The sequence below is a fragment of the Bacillus cereus group sp. MYBK220-1 genome (assembly GCF_051916445.1).
GTDB lineage: Bacteria > Bacillota > Bacilli > Bacillales > Bacillaceae_G > Bacillus_A > Bacillus_A cereus.
This window is the reverse complement of the sequence record NZ_JBQAGQ010000014.1, coordinates 32,048-48,419: the sequence shown is the minus strand read 5'-3', so window position 1 is coordinate 48,419 and position 16,372 is coordinate 32,048. Positions and strand designations below refer to the sequence as shown.

The following is a 16,372-nucleotide window of genomic DNA, read 5'->3' as shown; positions in this document are numbered from 1 at the left end:
ATGATGGCAGAGAGGTCACACCCGTTCCCATACCGAACACGGAAGTTAAGCTCTCTAGCGCCGATGGTAGTTGGGACCTTGTCCCTGTGAGAGTAGGACGTCGCCAAGCAACTAAAAACACAAGTCATTTGACTTGTGTTTTTTTGTATTGTTAAAAAGAATGGGAAAGAAGTAATGGAAATACAAACACGTTGCCCAAGAGTTAATCATATTATATAAAAGATGGGTGTATATTTTTCTGTAAATTGTTAAGGATTAGAAGTATAAAATAGGTTCACTTAAATAGGGAGGGAAGATTATGACATTACAAAGTGAAGTTTGTATTGTTTGTGAGACAAAAAGAAAAGAAGGTATATATGTTTATAATAATTTAATATGCCATGAATGTGAAAAGGATATGGTGAATACAGAGACAGATGATCCGAAATATATATATTATTTAAAGCAGCTTCGAAAATTAGAAGTATCATATTTTTAAATAGGCATATGCCTATTATTTTTTTTGTTCTGTATAATAGATAGAGAATGAATAATAAGGAAGAGATGTAGATGAATCAAAATCGTATGCCTTTATATGAGGCGTTAATAGAGTTTAAAGAAAGAGGGCCGTTATCCTTTCATGTTCCTGGTCATAAGAATGGTTTAAACTTCCCTCAGGAGGCAATAAGAGAGTTTAAAGGTATTCTATCTATTGATGTAACTGAATTAGCAGGACTAGATGATTTGCATAGTCCGTTTGAATGTATAGATGAGGCACAACAATTATTGGCTGAAGTTTATAATACAAAGAGAAGTTATTTTTTAATTAATGGTTCAACAGTCGGGAACTTAGCAATGATTTTGTCTTGTTGCGGGGAACATGATATTGTTCTTGTACAAAGAAATTGTCATAAATCAATTATTAATGGTTTAAAACTTGCGGGAGCAAATCCCATTTTTTTAGATCCATGGATTGATGAAGCTTACAACGTACCAGTGGGAGTTCGTAATGAAATTATTAAGAACGCAATTAGAAAGTATCCAAATGCGAAAGCACTTATTTTAACGCATCCTAATTATTATGGTATGGGGATGGATTTAGAGGCAAGCATCGCTTTTGCACATGCACATAAAATCCCTGTTTTGGTAGATGAGGCACATGGGGCACATCTATGTTTGGGAGAACCATTTCCGAAGTCAGCATTAACATATGGTGCAGATATTGTAGTTCATTCTGCACATAAAACATTACCCGCAATGACAATGGGTTCCTATTTACATATAAATAGTCATTTAGTAGACGAAGATAAGGTTACTACTTATTTAAGTATGCTACAATCTAGTAGTCCATCGTATCCAATTATGGCTTCCTTGGATATAGCACGCTTTACAATGGCGCGTATAAAAGAAGAAGGTCACAGTGAAATTGTTGAGTTTTTACGAAGATTTAAGGAACAATTACGTTCTATTCCCCAAATCGCCATTTTAGAATATCCGTTGCAAGATGAGTTAAAGGTCACCGTACAAACTTGTTGTCAGTTATCAGGGTACGAATTACAGTCTGTATTTGAAAAGGTCGGTATATATACAGAGATGGCTGATCCGTACAATGTCCTATTTATTTTACCCTTACAAGTAAATGAGGAATATATGAAGGTTATAGAGATGATCCGAGTAGCATTGCAACATTATGAGGTGAAAGACAAGAGGGAATCTATTCGTTATACTTATAATGGTGAATTCTCTCTTTTACCGTATACGTATAAACAACTAGACGGATATGAAACAAAGATAGTATCTATAGAAGATGCTGTTGGAATGATAGCGGCGGAAATGGTGATTCCGTATCCACCTGGAATTCCATTAATTATGTATGGAGAGAGAATTACTTCAGAGCATAAAGAGCAAATTATGTATTTAGAAAGAGCAGGAGCTCGTTTTCAAGGTAATACGAAATATATGAAAGTGTATGATATAGAAAGTAGGTTTTAGGATGAAGGGATTATTTGTAACAATTGAGGGCCCAGAAGGTTCAGGTAAAACAACGTTAATTAAAAGCTTATTGCCATATTTTGAACAAAAAGCACAAAAGGTAATGGCGACAAGGGAACCAGGCGGTATTGCAATTTCTGAGGACATTAGGACGATTTTACATAAACAAGAATATACGATGATGGAAGCACGTACAGAAGCGCTTCTTTATGCTGCTGCGCGCAGACAACATTTAGTAGAAAAAGTTATGCCAGCACTTAATGAGAACTACCTCGTGTTATGTGATCGTTTTATAGATAGCTCTTTAGCATACCAAGGCTATGCAAGAGGATTGGGTATGGATAAGGTATTTGAAATAAATCGTTTCGCAACAGAGGACTGTATGCCTAGTTTAACAATTTATCTAGACATTGAGCCTGAGGTTGGTTTGGCTCGGATTGAAAAAGATGCAGGACGTGAAGTAAATCGACTAGATATGGAAGATATCTCTTTCCATAAACGTGTGCGCGAAGGGTATTTACAAGTTGTAGAACGTTTCTCGGATCGTATTGTATTGGTAAATGCTGATCAACCGATGGAAAAACTTATAGAAGAAGTTGTTCAGATTATAGAAGATAAATTGTTATAATAGAAGGAAAGAATGAAATAAGTGAGGTATGCATTATGACGAAGACGTGGGAGCAGCTTTCTGCTATACAACCCATCGGTGTAAAAATGTTGATGAATAGCATTGCAAAAGAGCGTATATCCCACGCTTACTTGTTAGAGGGAGGGAAAGGGACAGGAAAGTTTGCGACAGCAATTCAAATGGCAAAGAGTTTCCTCTGTTCTGAGCGGAATGGAGTAGAGCCCTGCCATGTATGTACAAACTGTAAGCGAATTGATTCAGGTAACCACCCTAACTTACATATTGTAAAACCAGACGGATTATCTATTAAGAAGCAGCAAATTCATGATTTACAAGAAGAGTTTTCCAAAACAGGATTAGAGGCAAATAAAAAAATATATATTATTGAGCACGCAGATCGTATGACAGCAAATGCGGCAAATACACTTTTGAAATTTTTAGAAGAACCAAGTAGTGATACAACTGCTATTTTACTTACTGAACAAAGTCATCAAATTTTAAATACGATTTTATCTCGCTGCCAAGTTGTTACGTTTAGACCGTTACCTACGGAATCTTTAATTAGAAGATTACAGGATGAAGGGATTACAGCATCTTTATCGACACTTGCTGCTCAACTTACAAATAGTTTTGATGAAGCTTTAGCTTTATGTAGTGATGAATGGTTTGCACAAGCACGAGCTTTAGTGATAAAATTATGTGAAGCGCTCGAAAAAGATAAAACCTCTATTTTTTTTGTACAAGAAAAATGGGGAAAACACTTTGGAGAGAAAGAACAATTACAGCAAGGTTTAGATATGTTACTCCTTATTTATAAGGATTTATTATATGTTCAACTTGGAGAAGAAGATCGTCTTGTTTTTCATGAGCAGAAAGAGATGTTTGAATCGTTTTCCTATGCTCAGAAGCGCATTGTATCAGCTCTCTTTAATATATTAGAGGCAAAAAATAGAATCAACGCTAATGTAAATGCGCAGCTTGTGTTCGAACAGTTAGTGTTGCGGTTGCAGGAGGGATGACCGTTTTGTATGATGTAGTAGGTGTTCGCTTTAAGAAGGCCGGAAAGGTATATTACTTTGATCCAAACCAGTTCGATATCTCTGAAAATGAGTTTGTCATTGTAGAAACGGTAAGAGGTATTGAATACGGAAAAGTAGTTATTACCAAAAAACAAGTTGATGAAAACGACGTTGTATTACCGCTAAAAAAGGTTATTCGTATTGCAAATGAAAATGATCGTACCATTGTTGAAGAGAACAAACATGCTGCCAAAGAAGCATATCAAGTTTGTCAACAAAAGGTAGTAGAGCATAATCTTGATATGAAACTTGTAGATGTAGAGTATACATTCGATCGTAATAAGATTATTTTCTATTTTACTGCGGATGGTCGGATCGATTTCCGCGAACTAGTGAAGGACTTAGCCGCAATTTTTAGAACAAGAATTGAACTAAGACAAATTGGTGTTCGTGATGAAGCGAAGATGCTAGGTGGTATTGGTCCATGTGGTCGTATGCTTTGTTGTTCTACTTTTTTAGGGGATTTTGAACCTGTATCCATTAAAATGGCAAAGGATCAAAATTTATCATTAAATCCTGCAAAAATCTCTGGTTTATGTGGTCGCTTAATGTGTTGCTTAAAATATGAGAATGATGAATATGAGGCAGCAAAGGAACAACTTCCTGATTTAGATCAACGTATACAAACCCCGCATGGTACTGGCCGTGTTATCGGATTAAATATTTTAGAAAGATTAATTCAAGTGGAACTAGTAGACAAGGAACGGATAGTAGAATATACGTTAGATGAGTTAGTGAATAAAGGGGTCGTTTCGAGTCAAACCACAGATTAATGAGGTGGGTGCTTGTGGAGAAAAAAGATATTTTTGAATCGGTTTCTAGTATGGAAGAGCAAATTGGACATTTATATAAACAGTTGGGAGAGTTAAAACAGCATCTTGCAGAGTTGTTGGAAGAAAACCAACATATAAAAATGGAAAATAACAATTTGCGACACCGTTTTGAAGAAGTGCAGAATAAAGAAAAACAAAAAACTCAAAAACGTAAAGAAGTGAAGCCGAAAACAGATATTGGTGAAGGCTATGACAATTTAGCGAGACTATATCAAGAAGGTTTTCATATTTGCAATCTACATTATGGAAGTGTACGTAAAGAGGGAGATTGTTTGTTCTGTCTTTCATTCTTAAATAAAAAGTGAAATTACCTTTCCAATTATAATTGGAAAGGTAATTTTTTATACATGAAATAGGGTAGGTTAAGGGTAAGAAAAGGAGCAGTATATGAATTTATATGAAGATGAACGTTTAGATTACTTATTAGCACAAGACATGAAGATTATACAAAGCCCATCAGTATTTAATTTTTCTTTAGATGCCGTTTTACTTGCAGATTTTGCATGGGTACCAATTCAAAAGGGGAATTTACTTGATTTGTGTACAGGTAACGCGGTTGTTCCCCTTCTATTAAGTACAAGAACAAAAGGAAATATTACTGGTGTGGAAATTCAAGAACGCTTATATGATATGGGAGTAAGAAGTGTTCAATACAATGGGTTGGAAGAAAGAATTCACCTCATACATGGAGATTTGAAAGATATGCCAGAGAAACTTGGGCGTCATCAATATGATGTTGTTACATGTAATCCACCATATTTTCAAACACCTCAAACTTCAGAGAAAAATATGAATGAACATTTAGCGATAGCTCGTCATGAAATTATGTGTACATTAGAAGATGTTGTATCTGCAAGTAGTCAGTTAGTAAAACAAGGTGGGAAAGTAGCGTTTGTACATCGTCCAGGGCGATTACTAGACATTGTCACATTAATGCGTAAATATAAAATTGAACCAAAGCGTGTGCAATTTGTTTATCCTAAGGTTGGAAAAGAAGCAAATACATTGTTAATTGAAGGAATTAAGGATGGAAATGCAGATTTGAAAATTTTACCGCCTCTCGTTGTATATGAGAACAATAACGAATATACAAAGGAGCTACGTTCAATTTTATATGGAGAAGAATAAGCACTTTTTTTATGTGGTAGAGTGCTCTGATGGAAGTTATTATGCTGGATATACAAACCATATAGAAAAGAGAATTCAGACTCATAATAGCGGCAAAGGGGCTAAGTATACACGCGTCAGGCTTCCTGTCGTTTTAAAATATGTAGAGACCCACGATGATAAGCGTACAGCTATGCAAGCGGAGTATTACTTTAAGCAATTAACGAGAAAACAAAAAGAGGCATATATGCAAAAAGGAGAACGCTATGTGGCAACAAAAAAGCTTTCAACAAAATGAAAAGGGAGTTTTATATTTAGTACCAACTCCTATTGGAAATCTAGAAGATATGACATTTCGTGCAATCCGAATTTTAAAAGAAGTTGATTTAATTGCTGCTGAAGATACGAGACAAACGAAAAAACTTTGTAATTATTTTGAAATTGAAACACCTGTCACGAGTTATCATGAGCACAATAAAGAAGTAAGTGGGAAGAAACTATTAGAGAAATTAGAGGATGGAAAGAATGTAGCACTTGTTAGTGACGCTGGTATGCCGTGTATTTCTGATCCAGGTTACGATATTGTCGTTGAGGCAGTAGCTGAGCAATATCATGTAATTCCGCTTCCTGGAGCAAATGCAGCCCTTACAGCATTAATTGCATCCGGTCTTGAAACAAAGCAGTTTTATTTCTATGGTTTCTTGCAGAGAAACAAAAAGGAACGGAAGATGGAGTTAGAAAAGCTTCGTTATGTACAAACTACAATGATGTTTTATGAAGCACCTCATCGTTTAGATGATACTTTAATTTCGATGCAGGAAGTGTTGGGAAATAGAGAGATTGTATTATGTCGAGAGTTAACGAAAAAATTTGAGGAATTTATTCGAGGAACAATCGAAGAAGCAATTGAGTGGACGAAGCAAAATGAAGTACGTGGTGAATTTTGTATTTTAGTAGCTGGTTCAACAGAAGAACCTGCTCCAGAAGAACAATGGTGGGAATCTCTTTCGGTATATGATCATATTGAATATTATATAAATGAAAAAAGTATGAATTCAAAAGAAGCGATTAAAACAGTCGCTAAAGATCGAGATTTGTCGAAAAGAGATGTATATCAAATCTATCATGTCGATAAAAAATAAGCTTCTCATAATTGAGAAGCTTATTTTGCTGTTTCGATATAATCTTGAAGTTCGTTTAAGATTTGCTCAGCGCCTTCTTTGCTTAAGATGATTTTACCTTCAGCTAAAGAAAGGTTACCGTCAGATACTTCACCAGTTACTTGGCAAGTCATGTTTGGTTTATATTTCTTTAAGATGATTTTTTCGTCATCAACATAGATTTCAAGAGCGTCCTTTTCTGCAATACCTAAAGTACGGCGTAATTCGATTGGAATTACTACACGACCTAATTCATCAACTTTACGAACAATACCAGTAGATTTCATAATTTTTTTCCTCCTAAATAAATAGTTTATAAGTTTCGAGTCTATTTTTAGATTCGTCATTTTTCGACAAAATACCCTATGGACATATGATACCAATCATTTACATTTCCGTCAATTCTTAAATTCTATATTTTTTAAAAAGATTTATAGATTTCTTATTTCTTATATATAATAGATTGAGAGGAAATTCCACAATTATTTACATTATTTTCTGAAAAAATAATAAATTAAAAGTGGATATTGTATATTTTTTTGAAATATGAGCAATAGATGATAAAGATATTGAGCATTAAGACCTAAATTGAAAATTAGGTTGGCGTAAAGAAGATAAGTTAGATTTGGGCTGCTCGTAAAAGCCAAATTAACGTGAGCTAATAATTAGTGGGGGGGAACAAAAACCCTACTGATTAAAGTTTCACTTTATATATGAGTTTTTGATATACTGTTTATAAATACATATGAGGTTATTCGGGAGGTCCAAAACAATGACAGAGGAAAATAAGTCCTTTTATATTACTACCCCAATTTATTATCCAAGTGGAAAATTACACATTGGACATGCTTATACGACAGTAGCAGGAGATGCGATGGCACGATATAAGCGTATGCAAGGTTATAATGTGCATTATTTAACAGGAACTGATGAGCATGGACAGAAGATCCAAAAGAAAGCAGAAGAGTTAAATATTACGCCACAGGCATATGTTGATAACATTGTTGCAGGAATTAAAGAGCTTTGGGAGAAGATGGATATTTCTTATGATGATTTTATTCGTACAACTGAAGATCGTCATAAAGATGTTGTCGAAAAAATCTTTAAGCAATTAGTAGATCAAGGTGACATTTATCTTGATGAATATGAAGGTTGGTATTCTGTACAAGATGAGACGTTCTATACAGAGCATCAATTAGTAGATCCAATTATGGAAGGCGACAAAGTAGTTGGAGGAAAAAGCCCAGATAGTGGTCATGATGTAGAACTTGTTCGTGAAGAATCTTATTTCTTTAGAATGGGTAAATATGTCGACAGACTATTAAAGTTCTATGAAGATAATCCACATTTCATTCAGCCAGAGTCTCGTAAAAATGAAATGATTAATAATTTTATTAAACCGGGATTAGAAGATTTAGCAGTTTCTCGTACTTCATTTGACTGGGGAGTTCGTGTTCCTGGTAACCCAAAACACGTTATTTACGTATGGGTTGACGCATTATCTAACTATATTACGGCATTAGGTTATGGAACAGCAAATGAAGAGAAATATAAAAAATTCTGGCCTGCAGATGTGCATTTAGTTGGGAAAGAAATTGTTCGTTTCCATACAATTTATTGGCCGATAATTTTAATGGCATTAGATTTACCTCTTCCGAAGAAAGTCTTTGCTCATGGCTGGATTTTAATGAAGGATGGAAAGATGAGTAAGTCAAAAGGAAACGTAGTAGATCCAGTTACATTAATCGATCGTTACGGATTAGATGCATTACGTTATTACCTACTTCGTGAAGTTCCATTTGGATCTGATGGCGTATTTACACCAGAAGGATTTGTGGAGCGTATTAATTTCGACTTAGCAAATGACTTAGGTAATTTATTAAATCGTACAGTAGCTATGATTGATAAGTACTTTAACGGAGAAATCCCTGCATTTAAAGCAAATGTGACGGAATTTGATGAAACGTTAGTAGCGTTTGCACAAGATACTTTGAAAAAAGTAGAAGAAGCAATGGAGAATATGGAGTTCTCTGTAGCGTTAGGATCTATTTGGCAACTAGTTAGTCGTACGAATAAATATATTGATGAAACACAACCATGGGTATTAGCAAAAGATGAGAATGATCGTGAAAAGTTAGCCTCTGTAATGGCTCATTTAGCAGAAGTACTTCGTCAAACAGGTATTATGCTTATGCCATTCTTAACAGTAGCACCAAGCAAGATGTTTGCTCAGCTTGGCCTTACTGATGAAGCTCATAAATCTTGGGAAAGTCTCTCTACAATTGGCTGCATTCCAGCTGGAACAAAAGTAGAAAAAGGAAACCCAATTTTCCCTCGTTTAGAAATGGAAGTGGAAGTAGAGTACATTAAAGAACAAATGAAAAGCTCTGCTCCTAAAGTAGAAGAGAAAAAAGAAGAAGAACCGAAGGCAGAAGAAATTACAATTGATGATTTCTTTAAAGTAGAATTACGCGTAGCTGAAGTACTATCTGCTGAACCTGTGAAAAAAGCAGACAAGCTGTTAAAAATTCAACTAGACTTAGGTACAGAAAAGCGTCAAGTTGTTTCTGGAATTGCAAAATTCTATTCGCCGGAAGACTTAAAAGGTAAAAAGGTTATTTGTGTAACAAACTTAAAACCTGTAAAATTACGCGGTGAATTATCGCAAGGTATGATTTTAGCGGGTGAAGAGAATGGCGTATTGTCATTAGCATCAATTGACCAAAATCTACCAAATGGTACAAAAATCAAGTAATTAAGACAAGAAAAGAGATGTTTCACGTGTAACATGTGTGAAGCGTCTTTTTTCTTTTTACACTCTCTATTTTTGCATTAAGATTGTAGTATTGTTATCGTTAAGTTATTAAAGAACTTATTTTTGTAGAATAAACTTGATTTCAATATAAAAGGAGTTATGTATTATGTTGTTTGATACACATTCACATTTGAATGCAGAGCAATTCGAAGGAGATTTGCAAGAGGTTATTGCCCGAATGAAAGAAGCGGGAGTTACTTATACAGTTGTTGTTGGTTTTGATGAAGTAACGATAAAAAAGGCGATGGAATTAGCTGAAGCCTATGATTTTATTTACGCTGCGGTTGGGTGGCACCCAGTTGATGCAATCGACATGACAGAAGAACATTTAGCTTGGTTAGAAGAACTTGCTTCTCATCCTAAAGTCGTTGCACTTGGAGAAATGGGCTTAGATTATCACTGGGATAAGTCTCCAAAAGAAATACAGAAAGAAGTATTCCGTAAACAAATTGCATTAGCGAAAAAAGTAAAATTGCCGATTATTATACATAACCGCGATGCAACTCAAGATATTGTTGATATTCTAGAAGAAGAGAATGCAGCTGAAGTAGGAGGCATTATGCATTGCTTTAGCGGCAGCGTAGAGGTAGCAGAGCGATGTGTTGATATGAACTTTTTAATTTCGTTAGGTGGACCAGTTACATTTAAAAACGCTAAGAAGCCGAAAGAGGTTGCTACGGAGATTCCATTAGAGAAATTGTTAATAGAGACGGATTGTCCGTATTTAACACCGCACCCATTTCGAGGGAAACGAAATGAACCGAGTTATGTAAAACTCGTAGCAGAAGAAATTGCGAATTTAAAAGGAATTTCTTATGAGGAAGTAGCAGAAATGACAACTAAAAATGCAAAAGTTTTATTTGGTGTTGAATAAAAAAGAATGGGGAAACCTGTTCTTTTTTATTTTGAGAAAAACTAGTAGAAGTGATGAAGAAAATAAATGTGAATGATGAAGTGTTACAATAAGGACAGAGAACAAAGATTTTTCTATTCTATTTTTTAAAATATAAGAATGGGGAAAATAATAATGGAAAAGTCGTCATTTTTTTGTTTTACTAAGTAGAGACGAAATGAGTGTGGAGGCAAGCATGAAAATAAAAGAGATTATCGTTGTAGAAGGTAAAGATGATACAGTTGCGATTAAGCGTGCTGTTGATGCGGATACAATTGAAACGAACGGTTCAGCAATCGGTGATCATGTTATTGAGCAAGTTAAATTAGCGCAGCAAAAAAGGGGAGTTATTATTTTCACAGATCCGGATTATCCTGGAGAGCGTATTCGAAAAATTATTTCTGACAAGGTTCCTGGCTGTAAGCATGCCTTTTTACCGAAGGAAGAAGCGCTTGCTAAAAGGAAAAAGGGTGTTGGAATCGAACACGCTTCTAATGAGTCGATTCGCCGCGCTCTAGAGAATATACATGAAGAAATGGAAGCTTACACAAGTGAAATTAGTTGGAGTGATTTAGTCGATGCAGGCTTAGTGGGCGGAGAAATGGCAAAGAGCCGCAGAGAAAGAATGGGTAAGCTATTAAAGATTGGTTATACAAATGCAAAACAGTTACATAAACGATTACAGATGTTTCAAGTTTCAAAGGAATCATTTGCAGAAGCTTATAAGCAAGTAATACAGGAGGAAAAAAGATGAAGGATATCGCAACGCCAAATCGTACAAAAGACATTGTTGAAAAGTATGGATTTTCATTCAAAAAAAGTTTAGGACAAAACTTTTTAATTGATACAAATGTATTAAATCGTATTGTCGATCATGCAGAAATTGGTTCAGAAAGTGGTGCAATTGAAATTGGACCAGGTATTGGTGCATTAACAGAGCAATTAGCAAAGCGTGCTAAAAAAGTAGTGGCTTTTGAAATTGATCAAAGACTATTACCAATTTTAGATGAGACGTTAGCGCCATATGGTAACGTTACAGTTATTAATAAAGACGTACTAAAAGCAGATGTACATGAAGTATTTAATGAGCAATTTGAAGAAGGGCAAGATGTAATGGTAGTAGCTAACTTACCATACTATATTACAACGCCAATTTTATTTAAATTGCTTGAAGAAAAGTTACCAGTTCGTGGATTTGTTGTTATGATGCAAAAAGAAGTTGGAGATCGTTTAGCTGCTAAACCTGGAACGAAAGAGTATGGTTCTTTATCGATTGCCATTCAGTATTATACAGAGGTTGAAACAGTTATGACTGTACCGCGTACAGTGTTTGTACCACAGCCAAACGTTGATTCTGCAATTATCCGCCTTCTAAAGCGTCCTAAACCGGTTGTAGAGGTGACAGATGAAACGTTCTTCTTTGAAGTAGTACGAGCAAGTTTCGCACAGCGCCGTAAAACTTTAATGAATAATTTATCAAATAATTTAAATGGTTTCCCGAAAGATAAGGAGTTATTGGATCGAATTTTAACAGAAGTAGGAATTGATCCAAAGCGAAGAGGCGAAACGCTATCTATTGAAGAGTTTGCAACATTAAGTAATGCATTAGTTCTTCATAAATTATCATAAGAATATGAAAGGGACAGTTCAACTTGAACTGTCCCTTTTGTCACCTTTCTCTCTCTAAATTCATACTTTAAAAACAGGTAAGATGGCCTAATGAGTTTGGAGGTAGGAGAATGGTTTTACATGTTGGAGAATTAGTGGAACGATATTCTCATAAGAGGGATATTCTTTTTCGTATTATAGAAATAAAAGGTGAGATAGCTATATTGTTTGGAGAGGAAATTAGACTGGTGGCGGATGCGCCACTTGAAGATTTAATTAGTATAGATCAAAGAGAACATAAAAAAAGGGTGAAGCGTGAGAAAGAAACAATGGAGCGCACGTATCGTTTGTTTCAACAAGATTATGTACTGATGAAACAAAGGCATGAACATACTTCAACTGGTGGATACACAAGTGAGGTGAATTATTTTCAAATGCCGGGACGTGTATTGCATATAGATGGAGACCCTTTATATTTGCGCAAGTGCTTAGACTTATATAACAAAATTGGCGTTCCTGTTCAAGGTATTCATTGTAAAGAAACGGAGATGCATGAAAAAGTAGTAGACTTAATAGATCACTTTCGCCCAGACATTCTCGTTATTACAGGGCATGATGCATATACAAAATCAAAAGGAGTGAAGGGAGATTTAGCGGCATATAGGCATTCAAGGCATTTTGTACAGGCTGTTCGTGAAGTGCGAAAAAAATATCCATCACTGGATCAACTTGTTATTTTTGCTGGGGCATGTCAATCACATTTTGAGGCACTAATTCGTGCAGGGGCCAATTTCGCTAGTTCACCATCTAGAATTAATATTCATGCACTAGATCCTGTATATGTAGTTGGTAAAATTAGTTTTACTTCATTTATGGAGAGAGTCAATGTATGGGATGTCGTACGTAATACAATTACTGGTGAAAAGGGACTAGGTGGAATTGAAACGAGAGGGATTTTACGAACGGGATTACCTTTTCAACATTACGAAGAGTAAGCAGGATACATATGTATCTTGCTTTTTTGTATGGAAGGATTTAAATGAATTTGGATAAAAAGAGGTAAGAACGTACAGACTACGTAATGATACTTTTACAATATAGTATTTCTTCTATCTATTCAAACGCAGGATGATATTAGCTGTGAATCGCGGTTAATAATTAGGATAGATATATCGTGCTTTAAGTGTTCAATCTAAATTACAGCGAGGTGTAGCGAAGTATATGTCAAAACGTTTAGATGAAATTAAAAGCGAATTAGATCACCATCTTGGACAACGACTTATGTTAAAAGCAAATAGTGGAAGAAGAAAAACTGTGGAGCAATCAGGTGTACTAGCAGAAACATACCGTTCCGTTTTTGTTGTACAATTGGATCAACAAGAAGATGCGTTGCAACGTGTATCTTATAGTTATGCAGATGTTTTAACAGAGACAGTAGAGTTAACATTTTATGGAGACCCTCATAATGAGGTCATTTTATAATCCATATATCATTACATATATTCCCATAAATGAAAAGCTATATTATTTTGCATACTAACTATACCGTAGCAAAATAAGGAGGGACTCTGCATTGAGTAGACGAAGAGGTGTCATGTCAAACCAATTTAAAGAAGAGCTAGCAAAAGAGCTTGGCTTTTATGATGTTGTTCAGAAAGAAGGATGGGGCGGAATTCGTGCGAAAGATGCTGGTAACATGGTGAAACGTGCTATAGAAATTGCAGAACAGCAATTAATGAAACGAAACCAGTAGTTGTAAGATACTTTCTATGCTACGGTAGCCGAGGAGACATTCCTCGGCTTTTTGTACTCTAAAAGGTGCCATCATTTTACATAAGTAGTTTCATTCTGAATGCTTTTCGTTATAATTAGGGAAGTGTCATCGTCTTACTATAAATTTATGGTAAAATAAACGATAAAAGATTGAGTACATAGAGTGGGTGAATAGATTGAAGCTACTAGTGAAAGCACCAGCAAAGATTAATCTGTCGTTAGATGTACTGGGAAAAAGACAAGACGGATATCATGAAGTGAAAATGATTATGACAACCATTGATTTAGCAGATCGTCTAGAACTAACGGAATTAGCAGAAGACCGTATTGAAATTTTATCCCATAATCGGTATGTCCCAGACGACCAACGAAATTTAGCTTATCAGGCAGCGAAATTATTAAAAGAGAAGTTTAATGTAAAAAAAGGTGTATCTATTACTATTGAAAAAACGATTCCAGTAGCAGCTGGATTAGCAGGTGGAAGTAGTGATGCAGCAGCGACATTACGTGGTCTTAATAAATTATGGAATTTAGGGCTTACAATTGATGAGTTAGCAGAGCTTGGCGCAGAAATTGGATCAGATGTATCGTTCTGTGTATACGGAGGCACAGCAATTGCCACTGGAAGAGGAGAGAAAATTGAGCATATAAAGACTCCGCCTTCTTGTTGGGTTATTTTAGCGAAACCACATATAGGTGTATCTACTGCTGATGTGTATGGAAATTTAAAGTTAAATCGAGTTACACATCCAAATGTAGATAAAATGGTTGATGTCATAAATTCTGGTGATTATAAAGGAATTTGTGATACTGTTGGTAACGTTTTAGAAGATGTAACATTTGGAATGCATCCTGAAGTTGCCCGTATTAAATCACAGATGAAGCGATTTGGAGCGGATGCTGTATTAATGAGTGGAAGTGGTCCAACTGTATTCGGACTTGTACACCATGATTCACGAATGCATCGCATTTATAACGGATTAAAAGGATTTTGTGAACAAGTCTATGCGGTACGTTTATTAGGAGAGCGAGAAACGCTTGAATAAAGACGTATAATACGTTATGATTTGTTTAGAATATTCGTGATTTGAGGTGAGAGTATGAAAATTAGAAGAAGTACAAGGTTAGTCGATATGACTTATTACTTGCTACAAAACCCTCGTCAGCTAGTATCTCTCACTTTTTTTGCTGAAAGGTATCAATCGGCTAAGTCTTCCATTAGTGAAGATTTAGTTATTATTAAGCAAACGTTTGAACAACAAGGGGTCGGCACATTGCAAACGATACCAGGAGCAGCAGGAGGAGTGAAATATATACCGTATATAAGTGAAGAAGAGGCAGATCTAATTATTGATGAGCTTTGTGGCTTATTTGAAAACCCAGATCGTATTTTGCCTGGCGGTTACTTATACATGACAGATTTATTGAGTAATCCTCGCCATATTAATGGCGCAGGTCGTTTGTTTGCTTCTGTTTTTGCTAGGCAACCAATTGATGCAGTTATGACGGTGGCAACGAAAGGGATTCCACTTGCTTATGCAGTGGCAAATTACTTAGATGTACCAGTTGTAATTGCAAGGAAAGATAATAAGGTAACAGAAGGTCCGACTGTTAGTATTAACTATGTGTCGGGTTCTTCTAAACGAATTCAAACAATGACGTTAGCAAAACGCAGTCTTCCAGAAGGGTCGAATGTTTTAATTATTGATGACTTCATGAAAGCTGGCGGAACAATTCAAGGTATGATGAGTATGTTAGAAGAGTTCAAGGCTAATGTTGTTGGTATTGGTGTATTAGTAGAATCCACAGATATTGAAGAACGACTAATTAATAATTTTGTATCATTAATTCGTCTATCGGAAGTTGATGTGAAAGAAAAAACGATTCAAGTGGAAAAAGGGAATTATTCTCTTGCGCCATTTGATGAAGGGCTTGTAGAGGCGGAATAAAAGATAGAGCAGATAGCTCTATCTTTTTTTATTTTATTTATAGATTATAAAATAGGTGGACAAACTGCCTTTCGTACACTATTTTTAAAGAGTAAAATAAATAATAAAAGGGTGAAAAGTATGAAAGTTGTTCAAACAAGCAAGGCACCACAAGCAATTGGACCTTATTCACAGGGGATTATTGTAAATAACATGTTCTATAGCTCAGGACAAATTCCATTGACGGCAAATGGGGAGCTTGTAACAGGAGATGTAACAGTACAAACAGAACAAGTATTTCAAAATTTACAAGCGGTATTAGAGGAAGCAGGTGCTTCATTTGATACAGTCGTAAAAACAACAGTATTTTTAAAGGACATGGATGATTTTAATGCTGTGAATGAAGTGTATAGCTCTTATTTCTCTACTCATAAACCAGCTCGATCTTGTGTACAAGTAGCAAAATTACCGAAAGATGTTTCCGTTGAAATTGAAGTAATCGCCCTAGTTAAGTAACCTTTTGTAAGCGATAACCTCCACTAATCTCTATATTCAACTACTTTAAAAATTTTTATCTT

General features: G+C 35.4%; 20 protein-coding genes and 1 rRNA gene. 20 read left to right on the top strand and 1 reads right to left on the bottom strand.

What is annotated here, in order from left to right; genetic code table 11:
* From rrf to rsmI, 10 genes are all read left to right on the top strand, one after another.
* Positions 1-109 (top strand): 5S ribosomal RNA (gene rrf / locus ACTFRU_RS28945); the annotation flags it as partial.
* A 189-nt stretch (positions 110-298) separates the two neighbouring features.
* Complete coding sequence (locus ACTFRU_RS28940) at positions 299-478, top strand: sigma factor G inhibitor Gin (protein WP_000175076.1); 180 nt, start codon at positions 299-301, stop codon at positions 476-478.
* Positions 479-549: 71 nt separating this feature from the next.
* Positions 550-1,971, top strand: a complete 1,422-nt coding sequence (locus ACTFRU_RS28935; protein WP_440037996.1) for an aminotransferase class I/II-fold pyridoxal phosphate-dependent enzyme — start codon at positions 550-552, stop codon at positions 1,969-1,971.
* A gap of 1 nt (position 1,972) precedes the next feature.
* Positions 1,973-2,599 (top strand): dTMP kinase, encoded by a 627-nt coding sequence (gene tmk / locus ACTFRU_RS28930; protein WP_000677218.1) that lies wholly within the window; start codon positions 1,973-1,975, stop codon positions 2,597-2,599.
* A 35-nt stretch (positions 2,600-2,634) separates the two neighbouring features.
* A complete protein-coding gene (holB, locus tag ACTFRU_RS28925) occupies positions 2,635-3,618 on the top strand; it encodes a DNA polymerase III subunit delta' (protein WP_000169561.1) in 984 nt (327 codons plus the stop codon).
* 5 nt (positions 3,619-3,623) lie between these two features.
* Positions 3,624-4,451 (top strand): PSP1 domain-containing protein, encoded by an 828-nt coding sequence (locus ACTFRU_RS28920; RefSeq protein ID WP_000272429.1) that lies wholly within the window; start codon positions 3,624-3,626, stop codon positions 4,449-4,451.
* Positions 4,452-4,465: 14 nt separating this feature from the next.
* A complete protein-coding gene (gene yabA, locus ACTFRU_RS28915) occupies positions 4,466-4,816 on the top strand; it encodes a DNA replication initiation control protein YabA (RefSeq protein ID WP_000412063.1) in 351 nt (116 codons plus the stop codon).
* Positions 4,817-4,898: 82 nt separating this feature from the next.
* Positions 4,899-5,639 (top strand): tRNA1(Val) (adenine(37)-N6)-methyltransferase, encoded by a 741-nt coding sequence (locus ACTFRU_RS28910; RefSeq protein ID WP_001055366.1) that lies wholly within the window; start codon positions 4,899-4,901, stop codon positions 5,637-5,639.
* Positions 5,626-5,916, top strand: coding sequence for a GIY-YIG nuclease family protein (locus tag ACTFRU_RS28905; protein WP_000414350.1), 291 nt, complete (start codon positions 5,626-5,628; stop codon positions 5,914-5,916). Before ACTFRU_RS28910 ends, ACTFRU_RS28905 begins: the two co-directional genes overlap by 14 nt.
* On the top strand, positions 5,885-6,760 hold the full coding sequence (gene rsmI / locus ACTFRU_RS28900; RefSeq protein WP_000267821.1) for a 16S rRNA (cytidine(1402)-2'-O)-methyltransferase: 876 nt from the start codon (positions 5,885-5,887) through the stop codon (positions 6,758-6,760). Before ACTFRU_RS28905 ends, rsmI begins: the two co-directional genes overlap by 32 nt.
* A gap of 20 nt (positions 6,761-6,780) precedes the next feature.
* Here the strand turns inward: rsmI and ACTFRU_RS28895 are convergent, their stop codons facing one another.
* A complete protein-coding gene (locus ACTFRU_RS28895; RefSeq protein WP_000843036.1) occupies positions 6,781-7,065 on the bottom strand; it encodes an AbrB/MazE/SpoVT family DNA-binding domain-containing protein in 285 nt (94 codons plus the stop codon).
* 485 nt (positions 7,066-7,550) lie between these two features.
* Here ACTFRU_RS28895 and metG point away from each other — a divergent pair, with 485 nt between their 5' ends.
* The 10 genes from metG to ACTFRU_RS28845 all read left to right on the top strand — a co-directional run bounded on the left by metG (position 7,551) and on the right by ACTFRU_RS28845 (position 16,310).
* Complete coding sequence (gene metG / locus ACTFRU_RS28890) at positions 7,551-9,533, top strand: methionine--tRNA ligase (RefSeq protein WP_000134132.1); 1,983 nt, start codon at positions 7,551-7,553, stop codon at positions 9,531-9,533.
* Positions 9,534-9,699: 166 nt separating this feature from the next.
* Positions 9,700-10,467, top strand: a complete 768-nt coding sequence (locus tag ACTFRU_RS28885; RefSeq protein WP_000895851.1) for a TatD family hydrolase — start codon at positions 9,700-9,702, stop codon at positions 10,465-10,467.
* Positions 10,468-10,681: 214 nt separating this feature from the next.
* Complete coding sequence (rnmV, locus tag ACTFRU_RS28880) at positions 10,682-11,239, top strand: ribonuclease M5 (RefSeq protein WP_000692836.1); 558 nt, start codon at positions 10,682-10,684, stop codon at positions 11,237-11,239.
* The gene (gene rsmA / locus ACTFRU_RS28875) at positions 11,236-12,114 is read left to right on the top strand and encodes a 16S rRNA (adenine(1518)-N(6)/adenine(1519)-N(6))-dimethyltransferase RsmA (RefSeq protein WP_000651548.1); all 879 of its coding nucleotides are present in this window, start codon (positions 11,236-11,238) and stop codon (positions 12,112-12,114) included. Before rnmV ends, rsmA begins: the two co-directional genes overlap by 4 nt.
* 110 nt (positions 12,115-12,224) lie before the next feature.
* Entirely contained in the window at positions 12,225-13,088 is an 864-nt protein-coding gene (yabG, locus tag ACTFRU_RS28870; RefSeq protein WP_000242868.1) for a sporulation peptidase YabG, read from the top strand.
* A gap of 226 nt (positions 13,089-13,314) precedes the next feature.
* Positions 13,315-13,575, top strand: coding sequence for a biofilm formation stimulator Veg (gene veg / locus ACTFRU_RS28865; protein ID WP_000044347.1), 261 nt, complete (start codon positions 13,315-13,317; stop codon positions 13,573-13,575).
* 91 nt (positions 13,576-13,666) lie between these two features.
* Entirely contained in the window at positions 13,667-13,846 is a 180-nt protein-coding gene (sspF, locus tag ACTFRU_RS28860; RefSeq protein ID WP_002094215.1) for an acid-soluble spore protein SspF, read from the top strand.
* A 196-nt stretch (positions 13,847-14,042) separates the two neighbouring features.
* Positions 14,043-14,912 carry a 4-(cytidine 5'-diphospho)-2-C-methyl-D-erythritol kinase gene (ispE, locus tag ACTFRU_RS28855; protein ID WP_000772104.1) on the top strand — a complete coding sequence of 290 codons (870 nt, stop codon included), beginning with the start codon at positions 14,043-14,045 and terminating at the stop codon, positions 14,910-14,912.
* Positions 14,913-14,966: 54 nt separating this feature from the next.
* Positions 14,967-15,815 (top strand): pur operon repressor, encoded by an 849-nt coding sequence (gene purR / locus ACTFRU_RS28850; RefSeq protein ID WP_000702466.1) that lies wholly within the window; start codon positions 14,967-14,969, stop codon positions 15,813-15,815.
* 120 nt (positions 15,816-15,935) lie between these two features.
* Positions 15,936-16,310 (top strand): RidA family protein, encoded by a 375-nt coding sequence (locus tag ACTFRU_RS28845; protein WP_000869815.1) that lies wholly within the window; start codon positions 15,936-15,938, stop codon positions 16,308-16,310.
* Positions 16,311-16,372: the final 62 nt, after the last annotated feature.